Annotated in this window: 16 protein-coding genes; 11 read left to right on the top strand and 5 right to left on the bottom strand. The window is 67.5% G+C overall.

The features are described 5' to 3' along the window. Window positions 1-35: 35 nt before the first annotated feature. Window positions 36-1,115: an AraC family transcriptional regulator gene (locus RHCRD62_RS18270; RefSeq protein WP_050066147.1), complete on the bottom strand. Its 1,080-nt coding sequence runs from the start codon at window positions 1,113-1,115 to the stop codon at window positions 36-38. A gap of 235 nt (window positions 1,116-1,350) precedes the next feature. Between RHCRD62_RS18270 and RHCRD62_RS18265 the strand changes: the two genes are divergently transcribed. The 5 genes from RHCRD62_RS18265 to RHCRD62_RS18245 all read left to right on the top strand — a co-directional run bounded on the left by RHCRD62_RS18265 (window position 1,351) and on the right by RHCRD62_RS18245 (window position 8,005). Further along, the gene (locus RHCRD62_RS18265) at window positions 1,351-2,478 is read left to right on the top strand and encodes an NDMA-dependent alcohol dehydrogenase (RefSeq protein ID WP_050066146.1); all 1,128 of its coding nucleotides are present in this window, start codon (window positions 1,351-1,353) and stop codon (window positions 2,476-2,478) included. Window positions 2,479-2,616: 138 nt separating this feature from the next. After that, the gene (locus RHCRD62_RS18260) at window positions 2,617-4,029 is read left to right on the top strand and encodes an aldehyde dehydrogenase family protein (RefSeq protein WP_050066145.1); all 1,413 of its coding nucleotides are present in this window, start codon (window positions 2,617-2,619) and stop codon (window positions 4,027-4,029) included. A gap of 137 nt (window positions 4,030-4,166) precedes the next feature. Further along, window positions 4,167-5,114 (top strand): alpha/beta hydrolase, encoded by a 948-nt coding sequence (locus tag RHCRD62_RS18255; RefSeq protein WP_050066144.1) that lies wholly within the window; start codon window positions 4,167-4,169, stop codon window positions 5,112-5,114. A gap of 3 nt (window positions 5,115-5,117) precedes the next feature. Continuing rightward, window positions 5,118-6,710, top strand: coding sequence for a flavin-containing monooxygenase (locus tag RHCRD62_RS18250; RefSeq protein WP_050066143.1), 1,593 nt, complete (start codon window positions 5,118-5,120; stop codon window positions 6,708-6,710). Window positions 6,711-6,862: 152 nt separating this feature from the next. Next, on the top strand, window positions 6,863-8,005 hold the full coding sequence (locus RHCRD62_RS18245; protein ID WP_050066142.1) for an acyl-CoA dehydrogenase family protein: 1,143 nt from the start codon (window positions 6,863-6,865) through the stop codon (window positions 8,003-8,005). Between the two features lie 101 nt (window positions 8,006-8,106). On the opposite strand, the gene lexA is transcribed toward RHCRD62_RS18245, so the two are convergent. Then, window positions 8,107-8,808, bottom strand: a complete 702-nt coding sequence (lexA, locus tag RHCRD62_RS18240) for a transcriptional repressor LexA (protein WP_050066141.1) — start codon at window positions 8,806-8,808, stop codon at window positions 8,107-8,109. Between the two features lie 349 nt (window positions 8,809-9,157). Here lexA and RHCRD62_RS18235 point away from each other — a divergent pair, with 349 nt between their 5' ends. Both RHCRD62_RS18235 and nrdR read left to right on the top strand, forming a co-directional pair. Further along, entirely contained in the window at window positions 9,158-9,643 is a 486-nt protein-coding gene (locus RHCRD62_RS18235) for a LysM peptidoglycan-binding domain-containing protein (protein ID WP_157050975.1), read from the top strand. 161 nt (window positions 9,644-9,804) lie between these two features. Continuing rightward, window positions 9,805-10,308: a transcriptional regulator NrdR gene (gene nrdR, locus RHCRD62_RS18230; RefSeq protein WP_050066139.1), complete on the top strand. Its 504-nt coding sequence runs from the start codon at window positions 9,805-9,807 to the stop codon at window positions 10,306-10,308. Between the two features lie 33 nt (window positions 10,309-10,341). Here the strand turns inward: nrdR and hrpA are convergent, their stop codons facing one another. Then, a complete protein-coding gene (hrpA, locus tag RHCRD62_RS18225; protein ID WP_050066138.1) occupies window positions 10,342-14,250 on the bottom strand; it encodes an ATP-dependent RNA helicase HrpA in 3,909 nt (1,302 codons plus the stop codon). Between the two features lie 68 nt (window positions 14,251-14,318). Here hrpA and RHCRD62_RS18220 point away from each other — a divergent pair, with 68 nt between their 5' ends. Then, window positions 14,319-15,011, top strand: a complete 693-nt coding sequence (locus RHCRD62_RS18220; RefSeq protein ID WP_050066137.1) for a Pr6Pr family membrane protein — start codon at window positions 14,319-14,321, stop codon at window positions 15,009-15,011. Then, window positions 15,008-16,234, top strand: coding sequence for an aminotransferase family protein (locus tag RHCRD62_RS18215; RefSeq protein ID WP_050066136.1), 1,227 nt, complete (start codon window positions 15,008-15,010; stop codon window positions 16,232-16,234). Before RHCRD62_RS18220 ends, RHCRD62_RS18215 begins: the two co-directional genes overlap by 4 nt. A 63-nt stretch (window positions 16,235-16,297) precedes the next feature. Here the strand turns inward: RHCRD62_RS18215 and RHCRD62_RS18210 are convergent, their stop codons facing one another. Next, window positions 16,298-16,537: a hypothetical protein gene (locus RHCRD62_RS18210; RefSeq protein ID WP_050066135.1), complete on the bottom strand. Its 240-nt coding sequence runs from the start codon at window positions 16,535-16,537 to the stop codon at window positions 16,298-16,300. 17 nt (window positions 16,538-16,554) lie between these two features. On the opposite strand from RHCRD62_RS18210, the gene RHCRD62_RS18205 reads away from it, so the two are divergent. Together RHCRD62_RS18205 and RHCRD62_RS18200 are read left to right on the top strand one after the other, a co-directional pair. After that, the gene (locus RHCRD62_RS18205; RefSeq protein WP_050066134.1) at window positions 16,555-17,238 is read left to right on the top strand and encodes a hypothetical protein; all 684 of its coding nucleotides are present in this window, start codon (window positions 16,555-16,557) and stop codon (window positions 17,236-17,238) included. A 378-nt stretch (window positions 17,239-17,616) separates the two neighbouring features. After that, the gene (locus tag RHCRD62_RS18200; RefSeq protein ID WP_050066133.1) at window positions 17,617-18,204 is read left to right on the top strand and encodes a LysM peptidoglycan-binding domain-containing protein; all 588 of its coding nucleotides are present in this window, start codon (window positions 17,617-17,619) and stop codon (window positions 18,202-18,204) included. 97 nt (window positions 18,205-18,301) lie between these two features. On the opposite strand, the gene RHCRD62_RS18195 is transcribed toward RHCRD62_RS18200, so the two are convergent. Then, a complete protein-coding gene (locus RHCRD62_RS18195; RefSeq protein ID WP_050066132.1) occupies window positions 18,302-18,976 on the bottom strand; it encodes a PhzF family phenazine biosynthesis protein in 675 nt (224 codons plus the stop codon). Window positions 18,977-19,082 lie beyond the last annotated feature (106 nt).

Raw genomic sequence — 19,082 nt, 5'->3', positions numbered from 1 at the left:
CCCCGACTCTCGGTCCCGCTTCCAGCGGCGCGGTGTCACTCGCGCTTCCAGCGGCGGGTCGCCCGCACCACACTCGACCAGTCCTGATACCCGAGCCGTCGAGCGATCTCGTGCCGTGACATCGACCGGTCCAGCAGCAGGTTCTCCGCGACACTGCGGCGCACCTCGTCGAGCAGTTCACGGAACGTCGTGCCCTCGTGCTCGAGATGGCGTCGCAGAGTGCGCGGTGCGTAATGCAACTGCAGCGCAACATCTTCGAGTGTGAGATCCAGCGACGTCCGATCGAGGAGGTGCGCGCGGACCCGAGCGGCGACCCCGGTGTGGTGCAGTCGTTCGGCACGAATGCGTTCGCATTGCGCCACGAGGAGTTGCGCAGTGTGGGTGTTCGCCATCGGTGGCACCTCGTCGAGGTACCCGGCGTCCAGCACCACCTCGGTGCATGGGCATCCGAACACGACCGGAACCTGGAAGAAGTCCGCGAAAACCCCCGTTGGCCCCTCCTTGCCGGTGGCGAGGCGGATTTCGCGGAGCGGCACCCTGCCGGAACCGGGAAAGATCTCGCGATGGATCTGCACGACGGCAGCCGTGTCTCGCTCCAGCACGAACCCCCTGACGTCCTCGGGCACGTCATCGGCCTCGAGAGTCAGCACGTACCGTCCACCCGAATCGATCCGCGCCGTCATCGTCGTGAACGCGAAGGTGAGGAGCGCGAAGTGCAGGCCCCGCTCGACGGTGTCGCGGGCGGTCGCGGACGCGGTGAGCAGATATCCGAGATATCCGTAAGCCGTCAGGTGGTAGAGCGAACCGAGTTCGACCCCGAGTCCGGGTCGATGGCCGATCGCGGTGACGAGGTTGCGGATGACGGCCATCTCCTGCCGGGCCTCGACCAGGACCTCGGGGTCGTTCAGCGAACCCGAGGCGATGCGCGTCCCGCGCAGCAGCGTCTCCACCTCGATGCCGTGGGACGCGCCCCACTCGCACATGAGCGCGACCGAGACCATCGTCCTCGGGTGGTCCCATGGATCGGTGATCGCGGCGATGACCCGATTCGAGGCCTCCGTCACCGCAGGCGCCGCCGGTGACAGTTCGCGACGGACCACGGCACCGGGGATCATGTGGCCAGTTTCACCGACCGCCGGGACCGCGTCAACGAGTCCGATGTCCGGCGAAGGCTCCGGCCGCCGTCGGTCACTGATCCAGTCGAGACCGTCGCCATGATGGCCGGAAATGTTGCGTTGTGGCCCCGACGGTTCTGGTCCATTCCCCGGTCGAGCCCTACCGTGTGATCAGAGTGAGGCATGTCACATTGAGTGGTGACTGTGTCCGCTCGCATACACGAGGAGGCGTTGCATGAAGGTCAAGGCTGCGGTTGTCGAGGAGATCGGTGCACCCTGGACGATCACCGAGGTCGAACTCGGTGATCCGGTGGCGGGGGAGGTTCAGGTACGGCTCGCCGCCTCCGGACTGTGCCACTCCGACGCGCACGTGGTCGCGGGCGCCAGCCCGGTGCCGCTGATGCCCGTCCTCGGCGGCCACGAGGGCGCAGGCGTCATCACCAAGGTCGGCCCCGGCGTCACCGGACTCGAAGAGGGCGACCACGTTGTGCTCGCGTTCATCCCGGCCTGCGGCACCTGTCCGTCCTGCGCCACCGGGCTGCAGAACCTGTGCGACGAGGGCGCCGGGCTGCTGACCGGTCAGGCCATCGCCGACAAGACGTTCCGCGTGACCCGCGACGGCCGGCCCGTCATCCAGATGTGCCTGCTCGGCACCTTCGCGCCCTACGTCACGGTGAGCCAGGCGTCCGTCGTGAAGATCGAGAAGGACATCCCGCTCGAAACCGCGGCGCTGCTCGGATGCGGCGTGTCCACGGGCTGGGGCTCGGCGACGGAGATCGGCAACACCCGCCCCGGCGACACGGTCGTCGTCATCGGTGTCGGAGGCGTCGGCATCAACGCCGTGCAGGGCGCCAAGTTCGCCGGAGCCCGCTTCGTCGTCGCCATCGACCCCGTCGAGTTCAAGCGAAAGAAGGCCATCGAGTTCGGAGCCACCCACACGTACGCCTCGGTCGCGGAGGCCGCCGCCGAGATCGGCGAATTCACCTGGGGCAAAATGGCACACGTCACGATCATCACCGTCGGTGAGATCAAGGGCGAGCACATCCAGCAGGCGCTGAGCCTGACCGGCAAGGGCGGACAGGTCGTCGTCACCGGTATGGGCGACGCCACCCAGTCCACCGTCGACCTCAACCTGTTCGAGCTGACCCTGCTGCAGAAGCGCGTGCAGGGTGCCATCTTCGGCGGCGTCGGCCCCCGCACCCAGATCCCCAAGCTCCTCGACCTCTACCGCTCCGGGCACCTCAAGCTCGACGAGCTCGTCACCACCCGGTACAGCATCGAAGACATCAACCAGGGCTACCAGGACATGTTCGACGGCAAGAACCTGCGCGGTGTCGTCGTCTACACCGACGCCGACCGCTGAGCGGTCCGATCGACACGACCGCTGAGCGGTCCGATCGACACGACCGCTGAGCGGTCCGATCGACACGACCGCTGAGCGGTCCGATCCGCAGCGACCGCCGATTCGACACTCACCGAGCACACGACAGAGAGCAGATTCATGCAGACGCACGACAAGAACTACATCGACGGCAAGTGGGTTCCGTCGAGTGGAACGACACGGATCCCCGTGACGAATCCCGCGAACGACGCGGTGATCGCCGAGGTCACCGCGGGTACCGTCGCCGACGTGGACGCCGCCGTCGCGGCCGCTCGGGCGGCGTTCCCGGGCTGGTCCGAGACGCCGGCTTCCGAGCGCGCGGACCTCCTCACGACGATCGCCGGGAAGCTCGCCGAGCGGGCCGAGGAGATCGCGAGCACCATCTCGTCCGAAATGGGTTGCCCCATCTCGGTGTCGCGGGCGATCCAGGTCCCGTTGCCTCTCAACAGCTTCGCCGAGTCCGCGAACATCGTGCGCGAGTACGAGTTCGAGACCGAGTACCGCGGTTCGACGATCGTCCGGGAACCGTTCGGTGTCCTCGCAGCGATCACGCCGTGGAACTACCCGCTGCACCAGATCGCACTGAAGGTCGCGTACGGCCTGGCGGCAGGCAACACGGTCGTCGTGAAGCCGAGTGAGGTCACTCCTCTCTGCGCGATCATCCTCACCGAGATCGTCGACGAGATCGGCTTGCCCCCAGGCGTGTTCAACGTCGTCTTCGGCACCGGGCCGGACGTCGGTGAGGCGCTCGCGGGCCACGACGACGTCGACATCGTCAGCTTCACCGGCTCGACCCGCGCGGGACGCCGCATCTCCGAGGTCGCGGCCCGCACCGTCAAGAAGGTGTCGCTCGAACTCGGTGGCAAGAGCCCGAACGTCATCCTCGACGACACCGACCTCGCCGCCGTGGTGCCGGCGTCGGTGCAGACGATGATGCTGAACTCCGGTCAGACGTGCACGGCACTCACCCGCATGCTCGTGCCGCGTGACCGGGTCGCCGAGGTGGAGGCGCTGGCAAAGGCGACGGCCGAGGCGCTGCCCGTCGGTGACCCGTCGGACGAGGGGACCGCGGTCGGCCCGCTGTCGTCGCGGGCGCAGCAGCAGCGCGTCCTCGGCCACATCCGCACCGCCCTCGACGAGGGTGCGCGCCTGGTCGCGGGCGGCGAGGTCGACCTCGACGCGCCCGGTGCCTTCGTGCGCCCGACCGTGTTCTCCGACGTCACCGAGGACATGACCCTCCACAGGGAGGAGGTCTTCGGACCCGTCCTCGCGATCGAGGCGTACGACAGCGAGGAGGACGCCGTGCGCCTGGCCAACGCCACCGACTACGGCCTCGCCGGTGCCGTCTGGTCCGGATCGCGGGAGCGTGCCGACCGGATCGCCCGTCGGATCCGGGCCGGCCAGATCCAGGTCAACGACGGCGCCTTCAACGTCAACGCGCCGTTCGGCGGCTACAAGCAGTCCGGCAACGGCCGCGAGGCGGGCGTGTACGGGCTCGAAGAGTTCCTGGAGGTCAAGTCCATTCAGGGCTGACACGCGGCGCCGCCGCAGTACTGATGTGCGGCACCGCCGCAGTACGTCATGTGTGGCTCCGCCGCGGTGGTGCGCTTTCGGAAGTGAGGGGATCGAGAGCGCACCACCGGTGCGGGGCGCCAACCGGAGGAGAATTCATGGCGCTCGAGCCCGTGTCCCAAGCCTTTCTCGCTCTGCTCGCCGAAACGCGTGATCCACCCATACACGAGGGAACACCCGCGCTCGCGCGGATGAGCGGTCCGATCTTCGCCGGTATGAGTGGCCGGGGCCCCGAGGTCGCGTCGGTGCGGAATCTCCGACTCGGCGGGGACGGCGGACGGTTCCGGGTCCGCGTCCTCGTTCCGGAAGGCGAATCCCGGTCGGTGATCGTGTACTTCCACGGCGGCGGATGGGTGATCGGAGACATCGACCTTCAGTACGACCACCTCGGGCGACAGTTGGCGAACCTCACCCGATCGACGGTCGTCCTGGTGAACTACCGCAAGGCACCCGAGCATCCGTTCCCCACCGCGATCGAGGACAGCTGGATCGGATTGAACTGGGCAGCAGAACATTCCGGTGAGTTTGCACCGGACGGCGTGCCGTTGATCGTCGCCGGCGACAGTGCAGGCGGCAACATCGCGGCCGTGATGACGCAGTGGGCGCGCGACCGCGGCGGTCCGCACATCGACTACCAGGTGCTGGTGTACCCGGTGACGGACTGCGACCTCGGCCGCCCGTCGTACCTCGCGCCGGAGAACCAGTTGCTCCTGACCCGCGAAACCATGGCCTGGTTCTGGGGCCACTACTTGCCGAACGAACAGGCGCGAACCTCGCCCGACGCCTCTCCACTACGCGCCGACAACCTTGCCGGGCTGCCCCCGGCCCTGGTGTACGTGGCGGAATGCGATCCACTCCATGACGAGGGTGTGGCCTATGCGAATGCGCTTGCGGCGGCGGGCGTCCCGGTCGCGCTGGAGGACGCGTTCGGACAGATGCATGCCTACTTCCAGATGGTGAACATCCTGCCCGGCGCCGCGACAGGAGTCGCGCTCGTCGCCGACCACATCGGCAAGTTCCTCGGCGAAAGCGGAAAGGTGGTGTGACAGATGGCCGATCACGACGTCCTGATCATCGGCGCGGGGTTCGCCGGTCTCTACCAGCTGTACAAGATGCGCGAGCTCGGGTTCACTGCGCGCGTCGTCGAGGCCGGTCCCGAGGTCGGCGGCACCTGGTACTGGAACCGCTACCCGGGCGCGCGTTGCGACATCGAATCGATCGAGTACTCCTACTCGTTCGACCCCGAGCTGCAGCGAGAATGGAACTGGACCGAGCGCTACGCAGCCCAGCCCGAGATCCTCACCTACATTCGCCACGTCGCCGACCGGTACGACCTGCGTCGAGACATCGACTTCGACACCCGGGTCGTGGCGATGGAGTTCGACGAATCCGCCGACGAGTGGGCCGTGACCACCGACGACGGCACCCGCACGAGTGCGCGGTTCGTGATCGCGGCAACCGGTTGCCTGTCCGTCCCGACCGCACCGCATTTCGAGGGACTCGAGAACTTCGCAGGCGAGGTCCTCCGGACGTGGGAGTGGCCGCTGGAGGGGGCCGACCTCGCCGGTAAGCGGGTCGCCGTCGTCGGCACCGGTTCGTCCGGGCTGCAGACGATCACCGCGATCGCGCCGACGGTCGGGCACCTCACCGTGTTCCAGCGCACGCCCCCGTACGCCGTACCGGCCCAGAACCGGCCGATCGCGGACGAACTCGCGGCGGTGAAGGAACGGTACCCGGAGTTCCGGGAGGTGAGCAGGCTGACGCGGGGCGGCGCGCAATGCGGCGAGGGTCTGGCGTACCCGCCGTTCTTCCCGGATCTCGACACGGATGCGGCCAACGCGGAACTCGGCCGCAGGTGGGAGGGAGGTGGACTGTGCTACCAGCAGGCCTTCTACGACCTGCTCCTCGACCCGGAGGCCAACGATCTCGCCGCCGAGTACGTCCGCGCCCGTATCCGGGACAAGGTCACCGATCCGACGGTCGCGGAGAAGCTGACGCCGCGGTCGTACCCGATCGGTGCCAAGCGGATGTGCGTCGACACGGGTTACTACGAGGTCTACAACCAGGACAACGTCACGCTCGTCGACCTCACCGAGGAGCCGCTGCGCCGCATCACCGAGCGCGGAATCGTCGCGGGCGACACCGAACACGAGGTGGACGTGATCGTCCTCGCCACCGGATTCGATGCAATGACGGGCGCACTCGATGCCATCGACATCCGTAGCGGCGAACGGACGCTGCGGGACAAGTGGGCGGACGGTCCGCGCACCTACCTCGGTCTGATGTCGGCAGGATTTCCCAACCTGTTCACCGTCACCGGCCCGCAGAGCCCGTCGGTGTTGTCGAACATGTTGACCTCCATCGAGTACCACGTCGAGTGGATCAGCAACGCGCTCGAGCACCTCCGCAGCCAGGGGCTCACGCGGATGGAACCGGACCCTGAAGCCGAGGACGACTGGGTGAACGCCACCAACGACACGGCCGACCTGACGCTGTTTCCCGAGGCCGCGTCCTGGTACATGGGGGCGAACGTCCCGGGCAAGCGGCGGGTGTTCCTTCCGTTCGTCGGGGGTGTCGGCATCTACAAGCAGATCGGCGACGGCGTCGCGATCGCGAACTATCACGGCTTCGAGTGCGCCTAGGTGTCCATGGCCTGACCGAACCGTCGGCTCGGTCAGGCCGTTGCGTGTGGCCACGGTTTCGGCGTGGTCCGGGCGTCGACTGTCTCGCCGGTCACACTTTGTGCTCGTTCGGGTCATCGACCGGTCGCTCGACGGCGACCTAGCCTGAGCGTATGGAACGCACTCTCTTCGAGCCCGAGCACGAACTCTTCCGTGAGTCCTACCGCAAGTTCCTCGACCAGGAGGTCGCGCCGAACCACGACCTGTGGGAAGAGCAGAACATCGTCGACCGTGAGGTCTGGAAGAAGGCCGGCGACCAGGGCTTCCTCGGCATGGCTGTGCCCGAGGAGTACGGCGGCGGCGGCGTGCTGGACTTCCGGTACAACGCGATCGTCACCGAGGAGACCACCCGCCGCGGCTTCAGCGGCATCGGCTTCATGCTCCACAACGACGTCGTCGCCCCGTACCTGATGGATCTCGCGACCGAGGAGCAGAAGCAGCGCTGGCTGCCCGGATTCTGTTCCGGCGAGATCATCACCGCGATCGCGATGACCGAGCCCGGCACCGGATCGGATCTGCAGGGCATCAAGACCCGCGCAGTCCGCGACGGCGACCACTGGATCCTCAACGGTTCCAAGACCTTCATCACCAACGGAATCAACGCCGACCTCGTGATCGTCGTTGCGCAGACCGACCCCGACAAGGGCGCGCAGGGCTTCTCCCTGCTCGTCGTCGAGCGCGGCATGGAGGGCTTCGAACGTGGACGCAACCTCGACAAGATCGGCTTGAAGGCCCAGGACACCGCCGAACTCAGCTTCACCGACGTCCGGGTGCCCGCGACGAATCTGCTCGGTGAGGAGGGGATGGGCTTCATCTATCTGATGAAGAACCTTCCGCAGGAACGCCTGTCGATCGCTGTCGTCGCCGCCGCCGCGATGGAATCGGCGCTCGACATGACCATCCAGTACGTCCGCGACCGCAAGGCCTTCGGCAAGTCCATCGGCAGCTTCCAGAACACCCGTTTCGAGCTAGCGGACATGGCGACGCAGACGCAGATCGCGCGTGTCTTCGTCGACAAGTCGATCGAGCTGCTGAATCAGAACAAGCTCACCGTCCAGGAGGCCGCGATGGCCAAGTACTGGACCACCGACCGGCAGGTCGAACTCATCGACCGTTGCCTCCAGCTGCACGGCGGCTACGGCTACATGCGGGAGTACCCGATCGCGAAGGCGTACATGGACTCTCGTGTGCAGAAGATCTACGGCGGAACCAGCGAGATCATGAAGGAGATCATCGGGCGGGGCCTGAATCTCTGACGACGCGATCGCATCACCCGAACCTGTGAGGGGCCGCTCGGGGCCGTGACGGAATCATCCGTCACGGCCCCGAGTGGGTATCACGCCTGGAGCGGACCGCGTCAGATCTTCCGCATCACGGTGACGACCTTGCCGAGGATCTGTGCGTCGTTGCCCGGGATGGGTTCGAACAGCTCGTTGTGCGGCATCAGCCACACCTGACCCTTCGTGCGCTTGAACGTCTTCACGGTTGCCTCGCCCTCGATCATCGCGGCCACGATGTCGCCGTTCTCGGCGACGGACTGCTGCCGCACCACGACCCAGTCGCCGTCGCAGATGGCGGCATCGATCATCGACTCGCCGACCACCTTCAGAAGGAAAAGCGAACCCTGCCCGACCAGTTCGCGGGGAAGGGGGAAGACGTCCTCGACCGCCTCCTCCGCGAGGATCGGGCCGCCTGCCGCGATGCGTCCGAGTACGGGGACCATCGCCGGCTTCACCGACTCCAACTCGGCTCCCTCACCGGCCGTCGTGGAGGAATCCGAGGCCGGGACCACCTCGTCGAGTCCTCGGACGTCGACTGCGCGTGGCCGATTCGGGTCCCGACGGAGGAACCCCTTGCGTTCGAGTGTGCGCAGCTGGTGCGCAACCGACGACGTGGACGTGAGGCCGACCGCATCACCGATCTCGCGGATGCTGGGCGGATAGCCACGCTCGCTGACCGACTCGCGGATCACCTCCAGAACGCGCCGCTGCCGATCCGTTAGCCCCGCCGTCGCGGGCCTGCCGGCAGGCGCGCCTTCGCTGGAGCTGTCGTCCTTCATGGAGCCTCCTGGGCTTGTCCGTCGTCCGTACTGGTCTGTCGTGTCGATTCCTGTGTGCCCACAACCCGCGTGTGATGCGTGTGTACGGGTGAGTCCCATGGGACACCTGGGCGTGGTGTGGCTTCTGACACGAATCTAGACGCATCGAGCGGGCTTATCAAACATCTGTTCGAGATTTTTGCCGTCAGGGGGCGATTTTGTCGGTACGGCGTGGTAGAAATCGAACATGCGTTCTTTCGAACGCGTGATCGAACACCGGTTTCGCGCACATTCCGCACTCGAGTACCAGCGCCGATCGACCGTCATCGATTCGAACGCAGGCGCTGTTCGGACATCAGTGGAGGTTCTCATGAGCGTTGCGACGGACATCTTCGGCGGCCCTGGCTCCACAGGCGGCGGCCCTTCGCGTGGCTCTGCATCCGGTCGCGTGGTCGACACCCGCCGTCGGATCGAGCGCCGACAGGATGCGGACGTTCGTCCCGGTGGCAGGCCGCTGTCATACGAACGGCCCCGCGCAGCGACGTCGCGAACCCCGCATCGGAGCGACACGCAGGACGTCGGGTGGGGGGCGGTCGTGATCACCGCCCTCGTCACGGCACTGGTGATGGCAGGTTTCCTGGGTCTGGCGCAGTGGCGGACGTCGGACCCGGTGCCGGACCGGACTGCCGTCGTTCAGGTGCGCGGCGGTGAGTCCCTCGGGGACGTTGCGGCACGGGTCGCGCCCGGGGTCGACACGTGGCAGGTCGTGGATCGAATCGTCGACCTCAACGCCCTCTCGGAATCCGCGGTGCATCCGGGGCAGACTCTCGTCGTGCCGGTGTCGGCGACCGACTGACCGGGACGTGCGCGGACATGCGTGACACAACGGTATTGTCGAACCCTGTTGGGCCCACCACATCCAGTGGAGCGTGTGGGCTCGGTGCACCTGGGCGTCAGGACGCTCTCGGGGTGCCGGGGACTCACGACCGCCTCTACGGTTCACGCGAAGGACACGCCATGCACTGCCCGTTCTGTCGGCACCCCGACTCGCGCGTCGTCGACTCGCGTGAGGCGGACGAGGGACAGGCGATTCGGCGCAGAAGGCAGTGCCCCGAGTGCGGCCGCCGATTCACCACGGTGGAGACGGCCGTGGTGTCGGTCGTCAAGCGCAGCGGCGTCACCGAGCCGTTCAGTCGAGAAAAGGTGGTGCGTGGGGTGCGACGCGCGTGCCAGGGCCGCGACGTCGCCGACGACGCCCTGTACCAGCTGGCGCAGAAAGTCGAGGAGAACGTGCGCGCCAACGGGTCCGCCGAGATCCCGAGCAACGAGATCGGATTGGCGATTCTCGGTCCGCTCCGCGATCTCGACGAGGTTGCGTACCTGCGCTTCGCATCGGTCTACCGCTCGTTCTCCTCTGCCGAGGACTTCGAGCAGGAGATCAAGGATCTGCGGGTGCACCGCGCCGAATCAGCTCGTGTCGACAGCGATCCGGCCGACGGGTCGGATGCAGACACCCCGTAGCCGGCACCCGTCGAGATCGTCAGCCCGGCACTGCTACCGGGTGATGGCAGACATCGCCTTGCTGATTCGCTTGGCAGACACCGGATACGGCGTCCCCAGCGACTGAGCGAACAGTCCGACCCGCAGTTCTTCGATCATCCACCGGACCGCATCCACGTCGTGGTCGTGGTGCCGCCGCGGGTCGAGGCGCGCAAGCAGTTTCCCGTAGTCGTCGAAAACGCCGTCCAGGACCGTGAGGTTCTGGCGATCGCGGGTCGCCGACCCGGGCAGCGCCTGGAGTCGCGCGATCGCCGCGTCGAGGTAGCGAGGTAGCTCGCGGAGCCTGGTGGCGCCGGTGTCGCCGACGAACCCGCGATAGACGAGGGCGTCGAGTTGCTCGCGGACGTCGTCGTCCGTGTCACCTCGGGTGCCGTCGAGAAGCACGCGGAGCTGCTGTGTTCGAGACAGGATCGGAACAACCAGCCGAACGAGCACCGCCACCTCACGTGCGAGTTCCCCGCGCACCGCGGACTGCAGGGCGTCGAAGGCGTCCGGTGAGCGCGGCGGACCGCCGTGCCGGCTGATCAGTGCGTCCACTGCGCAGGTTCGGCAATCGTCGATGAGCGCGTCGACGCTGCCGTGCGGATTCTGGCTCAGCGCCAGCCGATCGCGGGCGCCGAGTCCGCCGATCGCCGATTTCGTCGGTGTCGGCACCGCGGCCATGAGCAGGACCCGGGTACCTTCGAGCATCGCCCGTCGCTGCTCGGCGGCCGTTGCCATCACCCGTACCGCCACACCGTCGCGTTCGGGAACCAGCGCCGGGTATCCGACGACCTTCTGCCCGCCGAGGGTGCGTGTCACCGTGTCCGGAACCGTTCCCAGCGTCTCGGAGGTCCACACCGTCGCCGCGGGCCGCTCCGTTGTCGCCGTAGCCTTCGACACCGCTGCCGCGACCCGGGTGGCCTGTCCGGCGCGCAGGTCGTCGAGGCTCTTGTTGCGGCCGAGGACCTTCCCCGCCGGATCGACGGCGGCGAACGTCATCCGCAGGTGATCGGGCACGGCGGACAAGTCGAAGTCGCCGGGGTTGAACGGGGTGCCCGCCATCCGCGTCAGCTCTCGGGCGATCGCCACCGTCAGCGGTTCGGTGCGGGGCTTGACGACGGACAGTGCCGCCCGCGCGTAGTCGGGAGCGGGAACAACGGTGCGACGCAACGTCTTCGGAAGGCTCTTGATCAGCGCCGTGACCAACTCTTCCCGCATGCCCGGCACGAGCCACTCGAAACCGACGTTCCGCACCTGGGCGAGCAGCGCGACCGGGATGCGCGCGGTGACGCCGTCCTCCTCGGTGCCCGGTTCGAACTGGTAGGTCAGGGGGAACGAGAGCTCGCCCTGGCGCCACGTGTTCGGGTAGTCGCCGCCGAGGACCGACGACGCCTCGGGATTGACAACGTTCGCCGCGGTGAACGTGAGCAGGTCCGGGTTGCTGCGTCTGGCCTGCTTCCACCACGTGTCGAAGTGCCTCGCGGACACCGCTTCCGGGCCGACGCGCTGGTCGTAGAACTCGTACAGCGCTTCGTCGTCGACGAGGATGTCCCGGCGCCGGGCCCGGGTCTCCATCTCCTCGACGTCGTCGAGGAGGGCGCGGTTGGCGTGGAAGAACTTGTGTTGGGTCTGCCATTCGCCCTGGACGAGCGCGTGCCGGAGGAACAGTTCCCGGGAGGCTTCGGGGTCGATCGCGGAGTAGGTGACCGCGCGTTTGGCGACGAGGGGAATCCCGTACAGCGTCACTCGTTCGTATGCCATCGCGCAGGCCCGCTTGGTCGACCAGTGCGGTTCCGAGTAGGTGCGCTTGACGAGGTGGGGTGCGAGTTTCTCGGCCCATTCCGGTTCGATTCCGGCAGCCATGCGACCCCACAGTCGCGACGTCTCGACGAGTTCGGCGGCCATGACCCAGCGTGGTGGCTTCTTGAACAGGGAGGACCCGGGGAAGACGGCGAAGCGGGCGCCGCGGGCGCCGAGGAAGTCCTTCTTGTCACCCTCCCGCAGCCCGATGTGGGACAGTAGGCCCGCGAGCAGGGCCTGATGAACGGAGTCCGGCGATGCGTCTGCGTCGGCGACGGACCAGCCGAGCGATCGGGTGATCTGGGACAACTGCCCGTGCAGGTCCTGCCATTCCCGGATGCGCAGCCAGTGCAGGAACTCGGCCTTGCACATCTTGCGGAACTGGTTGGAGGACAGCTCCTTCCGCTGTGTGCGCAGGTACTCCCACAGCTTCTGGTACGCCAGGAAGTCCGATCCGGGGACGACGAAGCGGGCATGCTTCTCGTCCGCGGCCTGCTGGTGTTCGGCCGGGCGTTCGCGCACGTCCTGGATCGACAGGGCGGAGACGATGACCAGCATCTCGCGCAGGCAGCCCGTCTCGTTGGCCTGCGCGAGCATCCGCGCCATCCGTGGGTCGACGGGGATCTGGGCGAGTTCGCGGCCGACCGGTGTGAGCTCGGCGGGCGCGTCCTTCTTCGGCTGCGAGATCGCCCCGAGTTCCTCGAGCAGGGCGATTCCGTCGCGTACGGCCCGCGGGTCGGGCTTCTCGACGAACGGGAACGCCTCGATGTCGCCGAGGCCGAGCGCGGTCATCTGCAGCACCACCGACGCCAGGTTGGTGCGCAGGATCTCCGGTTCGGTGAACTCCGGACGCGCGTCGAAGTCCTCCTCCGAGTACAGGCGGATGCAGATGCCGTCGGCGACACGACCGCATCGACCGGCGCGCTGCCGGGCGGAGGCCTGCGAGATCTCCTCGATCGGAAGCCGCTGCACCTTCGTGCGCACCGAGTACCGCGAGATACGGGCGGTACCCGGATCGACGACGTACCGGATCCCGGGCACGGTCAGGGACGTCTCGGCGACGTTGGTGGACAGGACGACCCGGCGGCCGGTGTGCCGCTCGAACACGCGGTGCTGCTCGGCAGCGGACAGTCGTGCGTACAGCGGCAGAATGTCGAGGCCGCGAATCTTGCGCTCGCGCAAGGCGTCCGCGGTGTCCCGGATCTCCCGCTCGCCCGAGAGGAACACGAGGATGTCGCCGTCGCCCTCGGTCAGCAGTTCCTCGACGGCCTCACCGACGGCGTCCACCGGGTCGCGGTCGATCGTCTGCTCGCCGACGTGCACGGTGAGCGGGCGGTAGCGCATCTCCACCGGGAAGGTGCGGCCCGAGACCTCGACGATCGGTGCGGGCACCCCGTCGACGGCGAAGTGCTCGGCGAACCGCTCGGGGTCGATCGTCGCGGAGGTGATGATCACCTTCAGATCGGGACGCCGGGGGAGCAGCTGCTTGAGGTAGCCGAGGATGAAGTCGATGTTGAGGCTGCGCTCGTGCGCCTCGTCGATGATCAGGGTGTCGTAGCGGCGCAGCAGTCGGTCCCGCTGGATCTCGGCGAGCAGGATGCCGTCCGTCATCAGCTTGACCAGGGTGCCGTCCGACACCTGGTCGGTGAAGCGCACCGTGTAACCGACCGCGTCGCCGAGTTCGGTTCCCAGTTCCTCGGCGATCCGCTCCGCGACCGTACGGGCCGCGAGGCGTCGGGGCTGTGTGTGCCCGATCAGCCCACGGATTCCGCGTCCCAGATCGAGGCAGATCTTCGGGATCTGGGTGGTCTTGCCCGATCCGGTTTCGCCGGCGACGATCACCACCTGGTGCTCGGCGATCGCGGCGGCGATGTCGTCGCGGCGCGCACTGACCGGCAGCGCCTCGGGGTAGGTGGTCGCGGGGACGGCGGCTCGACGCGTCGCGACCCGGGCCTGCGCCGTGGCGATCTCCCGCCCGAGCGCGGCGACGGCCTCCGGTGAGCGGGCGCGGTCGAGCTTGCGGCGCAGGCGGTGCTCGTCGCGCAGGGTGAGTTCGGGCAGGAGGCGCGTGAGCTCGCGTCGATTCGGGCCGGACGGCGCGGCGGAAGGCGTGGTGGACATGCTGCGACCAGCGTAGCGGGCGTCGGCAAATCCACGGTGTCGGCGTCACCGCGTGCGACGATCGCCCGGTGACCGACACGCCCGCGAGCACGGCTCCCCACAGTCCCGCCCTCGTTCGAATCCTGCGGTTCGCGTTCGCCGTCCTCGGCTTCGTCGCGCTGGCCTGGATTCCGCTGCGCAACCTCGACACCCCGTCGTTCTCGGTGGCGAACTACTTCAGCTACTTCACCATCCTGAGCAACGTGCTCGCCTTGGTCGTGTTGCTGGTCGGGGCCGTCTCCGACCCGCAGTCCGAGCGCTGGCAGCTCTTTCGCGGCGCTACGACCCTGTACATGGTGATCACCGGGATCATCTACGCGGTCCTGCTGGCGGATGTCGATGTGCAGCTCACCGACAAGTGGATCAACGACACCCTGCACCGCTACATCCCGCTTGTGATCCTGCTGGACTGGCTGATCTGTCCACCGCGCATGCGGATCAGCGACGGGAGGTCCGTCACGTGGCTGTGGTTCCCGTTGGCGTACGGCATCTACACCCTCGTTCGCGGTCCGTTCGCCGACTTCTATCCCTATCCGTTCATCGACCCTCGGCCGAACGGCTATCTCCAGATGGCGATCGGGCTCGTCGTGTTGCTGCTGGCGTTCGTGCTGATGGCGCTGGCGGTGAATGCTGCCGGGCGCCTGGCGGGGCGGTGGCGATACGGTGATGGCAAGGAAGTAGAGACGCACTTCGGCGGCGTCGAGAGAGAGGTCGAGGAATGAGCGATTCGCTCTGGCACGGATTCGCCGACATGGGCGCGGTGCAGCGAGACGGGGCCTTCGTGGTCAGTCGTGGTGAGGGAGCGTACATCTGGGACGACGCCGGAAGGCGTTACCTCGATGCGACCGCCGGACTGTGGTTCACGAATGTCGGCCACGGCCGCACCGAGATCGCGGACGCGGTGGCGAAGCAGCTGTCGACGGTGGCGCACTTCTCGAACTTCGGTGACTTCGCGCCGGAGACGACGGTCGCGCTCGCGGACAAGCTCGCGGAGATCGCGCCGGTGCCCGGCAGCAAGATCTTCTTCACTTCCGGCGGCTCCGACTCGGTCGACACCGCGGCGAAGCTCGCCCGGCGGTACTGGAACGAGGTCGGCAAGCCCGCCAAGCGGATCGTCGTCGGCAGGCAGAAGGCGTACCACGGCATGCACGTCGGCGGAACGGCCCTCGCGGGTATTCCCGTCAACCGGGAGGGCTACGGCGAGCTGATGTCCGATGCCCGAACGGTGGAGTGGGACAACGCGAAGAGCCTGCTGGAACTGATCGAGCGGGAGGGCGCCGACTCAATCGCGGCGTTCTTCGCCGAACCCATCATCGGTGCGGGCGGTATCTACCTGCCGCCGGAGGGCTATCTCTCCGAGGTGCGGGAGATCTGCCGCGAGCACGACATCCTGTTCGTCGTGGACGAGGTCGTCACCGGTTTCGGTCGTATCGGCGGATCGTGGTTCGCGTCCAGCCGATTCGACCTGCAGCCGGACATGGTCACCACGGCGAAGGGCCTGACGTCGGGATACGTCCCGATGGGTGCGGTGTTCATCGCTCCGCGGGTCGCCGAGCCGTTCTTCGCGGGCGGCGTGTGGTGGCGGCACGGCTACACCTACGGGGGTCATGCGGGCGCCGCCGCGGCGGCATTGGCGAACCTGGAGATCATCGAGCGGGAGAACCTGCTCGCCGAGTCCGCTCGCCTGGAGCGGTCACTGCACGAGCACCTGGCGCCGCTGGCGGACCACCCGCGGGTGCAGGAGGTGCGCAGCGGTCTCGGTGCTGTCGCGGCCGTGCAGCTCGCGGACCCGGCAGAGGCGCTTCCCTTCGTGAAGACCCTTCGCGAACACGGCATCTCGGGTCGTGCCGCGGGAGTCGGCGCCATGCAGTTCTCGCCGTCGTTCGTGATGACCGACGAGCAGGTCGCAGAGATGGCGGCAGGCGTCCGCGCGGCACTGGGATAGAGCGGCTCCGCCGTTCGTGCGCGGGTTCGGAGGCAGGAGCCACCGAACCCGCGCACGAGTGCGTCAGCGCCTGCGGAGTCGGTCGCGCAACGATCGGCGGACCGGTGCGAGGTCGACTCGCGGTCGCTGCTCGGCATCTGCGGCGGCCTGCGCGTAGCGAGTGTGCAGCTGCGCGCGCACTTCGTCCGGGGTGTATGCCTGACGTTTGCGCTCGGCGCGGACCGTCAGCGCGCCCGTCGCGGCGACCCCCACGACACCCGCGAGTCCGACGAGCTTCCACAGAGACCTGGCGTTGACCGACATCGCTCTAACCTAGGGGCATGAGTCGGCGCATGCACGAATCCCAGGTCACCCTCGACGTGGCGGTGGACGCTACCCGCACAGGCGACATCTGGATCTTTCGGGGGCACTCGGGCGCCGACCGCGCCATTCAGACGCTGACCAACAGCCCGGTCAACCATGTCGGCATGTCTGTCGTTCTCGACGACATGCCTCCGCTGATGTGGCACGCGGAACTCGGCCACTCGCTCCAGGACATGTGGACCGGAAAGTACCAGCGTGGCGTGCAACTGCACGACCTGCGCGCCGCGGTACAGGTGTGGGGCGCGAAGTACGGCCAGCGAGGCTGGTTGCGGCAACTGGAGTCCCCGGTCACTCGGGACCAGGAGGACGAGTTGCTTCGCACGATCGCGCGATTGAACGGTGCTCCATTCCCGTCGACGGTGAAGTTGGCGTCGCGATGGTTCGGGGGACGCCTGCCCTCCCTGCGTCGACGGCAGGAGGAGAAGGCAGCGGGACTCGAGAGCGCCTACTGCGCGGAGGTGGTCGCGCAGACGTACGAGGCGATGGGTCTGTTGACCGGGCGTCGTAAGACCAACTGGTACGACCCGGGCAAGTTCTGGAGCGGTGATCGCCTTCCCCTGACCGACGGGGTGCGTCTCGGCGACGAGATCGCCGTTCTGCTCGACGATGACGACATGGCGGCGGGTCGCTCGCCTCGATAGGCAACTCCGGGTGACGCCAACCCCTTCTGCGCGTGACCGCCGTCACCAATTGGTGGTGTCGGTCGTCACATTTCCATTCGGAACCGGCCAGTTGGTTTAACGGTAAATCACCATCGTGCCCTGCCGCGACGGCGTTCTATAGCAGCAATTGTGTTGCGCTCGGCGTGGACACGCGGTGCGAGATCGATTCGTGACTTTCGCCTACGGTCGTTACCGGCCCGAGACAACCGGACCACCGCCGACCCGCTACCGCTTGATCCTGTCCCGCGGGCCGGACGCCACCAATTCCCCGGGACAGGAGTGGGACGGAAAGACCTCGAGCGCCGCACGTCGCGCGCTCGGATCGGACTGCCGGCGGCAAGGAGAGGATTTCCCCGTATGTCCAGCTTCACCCCCAAGCGCGCCCTCGGCGCCTTTGCTGCCACCGCTGCCCTCGCCGCCGTCCCGATGGGCCTGAGCGCAGGTACCGCCTCCGCAGCCACCCACAACTGGGATGGCGTCGCGCAGTGCGAGAGCGGCGGCAACTGGTCCATCAACACCGGCAACGGCTACTACGGTGGCCTGCAGTTCTCCCAGAGCACCTGGCAGGCGTACGGCGGCAACGGCTCCGCACACAACGCCAGCAAGGCCGAGCAGATCCGCGTCGCCGAGAACGTCCTCGCGGGCCAGGGTGTCGGCGCGTGGCCGGTGTGCGGTCAGTACCTGACGACCGGTGCCTCCGACATCGCCGAGCCGGTCGCCGAGCCCGCGCCGGCCCCGGCTCCCGTTGCCGACCCGGTCCAGCAGGTTGCGGCCCAGATTGCGGAGTCGGCACCGGTTCAGACCCTCGGTGCGTCGAGCTACGTCGTCCAGGCCGGCGACACGCTCTCGCAGATCGCCCGTGACCACGGTGTCGACCTGTCGGTCCTCGCGTCGCAGGTCCAGAACATCGACCTCATCTTCCCGGGTCAGACGCTCGCGTTCTGAGCCCATTGAGTCGTCAGGCGCTCGCGTTCTGAGCCCATTGAGTCGTCAGGCGCTCGCGTTCTGAGTCTTCCTTTCGCCTACTGCCCGGTGGTCGTCGTCAGACGGTCACCGGGCGGTCGCGTCTGACCTGTCCGCCGATCTCGATCCAGCCGTCGGCGACGATGCGGGTGACGATCTTCGATCCGCGTCCCTGGGTGATGTGCAGGTCGCGGCGGAGGTGGTCGGTGATGCGGATCGCGGCGGCGCCGGTGGCCTCGTCCTCGGGGACGCCGAGTTCGGGTGCGAACATGCGGGATCGGATGGTGCCTTCCCCGGCCCAGGCCCACACGTAGTGGTGGCCGGTCTCGAAGGAGGTTGCGGCGACGGCGGCGACTGCAGCGGTGTCGGGTTCGCAGTGGAGGGTGAACTCCGGTGCCCAGTCGGGTTTGGCTCGCACCCAGGTGTAGTCGCCGGTGGTGTGGGTTGCGACGTCGCCTGCGGGTACGGCGAGGGTGTCGACCGGGAGGCCGCGGTCGGTGAGCCACCAGGCGACTCCGACGGTGGGGTGTCCGGCGAAGGGGAGTTCGGCTGCAGGAGTGAATATCTGCGCCGTCGCCGTGGTGGCGCCTGCTTCGGGTACGTCGACGAAAATGGTTTCGCTGTATCCGAGTGTCGTGGCGATGCGTTGTCGGTCTGGCGGCGCGACCTGTGTCGCGTCGACGATCCCGAGCGGATTGCCGTGGCGCCCTGTGGGATCGGTGAACACCCTGACGACGTCTACCTGTATGCCCATTGTCGAACGATACCGCTCTCCGGGTGTTGTTCGGGTGACAGTGACGCCGCTTTTCGGGCGTTGCGGTGGTCGGCGAATCGCTGACAGTGATCACCAATGAACGGCG

The sequence above is a fragment of the Rhodococcus sp. RD6.2 genome (assembly GCF_001040705.1).
GTDB lineage: Bacteria > Actinomycetota > Actinomycetes > Mycobacteriales > Mycobacteriaceae > Rhodococcus_G.
The sequence above is the reverse complement of the archived record's forward strand: the minus strand, read 5'-3'. Positions and strand labels throughout refer to the sequence as shown.

What these genes read in the sequence shown, in the direction of transcription:
- RHCRD62_RS18270 (WP_050066147.1), bottom strand. Translation starts at nt 1,115, where the DNA reads ATGATCCCCGGTGCCGTGGTCCGTCGCGAACTGTCACCGGCGGCGCCT.
- RHCRD62_RS18265 (WP_050066146.1), top strand. Translation starts at nt 1,351, where the DNA reads ATGAAGGTCAAGGCTGCGGTTGTCGAGGAGATCGGTGCACCCTGGACG.
- RHCRD62_RS18260 (WP_050066145.1), top strand. Translation starts at nt 2,617, where the DNA reads ATGCAGACGCACGACAAGAACTACATCGACGGCAAGTGGGTTCCGTCG.
- RHCRD62_RS18255 (WP_050066144.1), top strand. Translation starts at nt 4,167, where the DNA reads ATGGCGCTCGAGCCCGTGTCCCAAGCCTTTCTCGCTCTGCTCGCCGAA.
- RHCRD62_RS18250 (WP_050066143.1), top strand. Translation starts at nt 5,118, where the DNA reads ATGGCCGATCACGACGTCCTGATCATCGGCGCGGGGTTCGCCGGTCTC.
- RHCRD62_RS18245 (WP_050066142.1), top strand. Translation starts at nt 6,863, where the DNA reads ATGGAACGCACTCTCTTCGAGCCCGAGCACGAACTCTTCCGTGAGTCC.
- lexA (WP_050066141.1), bottom strand. Translation starts at nt 8,808, where the DNA reads ATGAAGGACGACAGCTCCAGCGAAGGCGCGCCTGCCGGCAGGCCCGCG.
- RHCRD62_RS18235 (WP_157050975.1), top strand. Translation starts at nt 9,158, where the DNA reads ATGAGCGTTGCGACGGACATCTTCGGCGGCCCTGGCTCCACAGGCGGC.
- nrdR (WP_050066139.1), top strand. Translation starts at nt 9,805, where the DNA reads ATGCACTGCCCGTTCTGTCGGCACCCCGACTCGCGCGTCGTCGACTCG.
- hrpA (WP_050066138.1), bottom strand. Translation starts at nt 14,250, where the DNA reads ATGTCCACCACGCCTTCCGCCGCGCCGTCCGGCCCGAATCGACGCGAG.
- RHCRD62_RS18215 (WP_050066136.1), top strand. Translation starts at nt 15,008, where the DNA reads ATGAGCGATTCGCTCTGGCACGGATTCGCCGACATGGGCGCGGTGCAG.
- RHCRD62_RS18210 (WP_050066135.1), bottom strand. Translation starts at nt 16,537, where the DNA reads ATGTCGGTCAACGCCAGGTCTCTGTGGAAGCTCGTCGGACTCGCGGGT.
- RHCRD62_RS18205 (WP_050066134.1), top strand. Translation starts at nt 16,555, where the DNA reads ATGAGTCGGCGCATGCACGAATCCCAGGTCACCCTCGACGTGGCGGTG.
- RHCRD62_RS18200 (WP_050066133.1), top strand. Translation starts at nt 17,617, where the DNA reads ATGTCCAGCTTCACCCCCAAGCGCGCCCTCGGCGCCTTTGCTGCCACC.
- RHCRD62_RS18195 (WP_050066132.1), bottom strand. Translation starts at nt 18,976, where the DNA reads ATGGGCATACAGGTAGACGTCGTCAGGGTGTTCACCGATCCCACAGGG.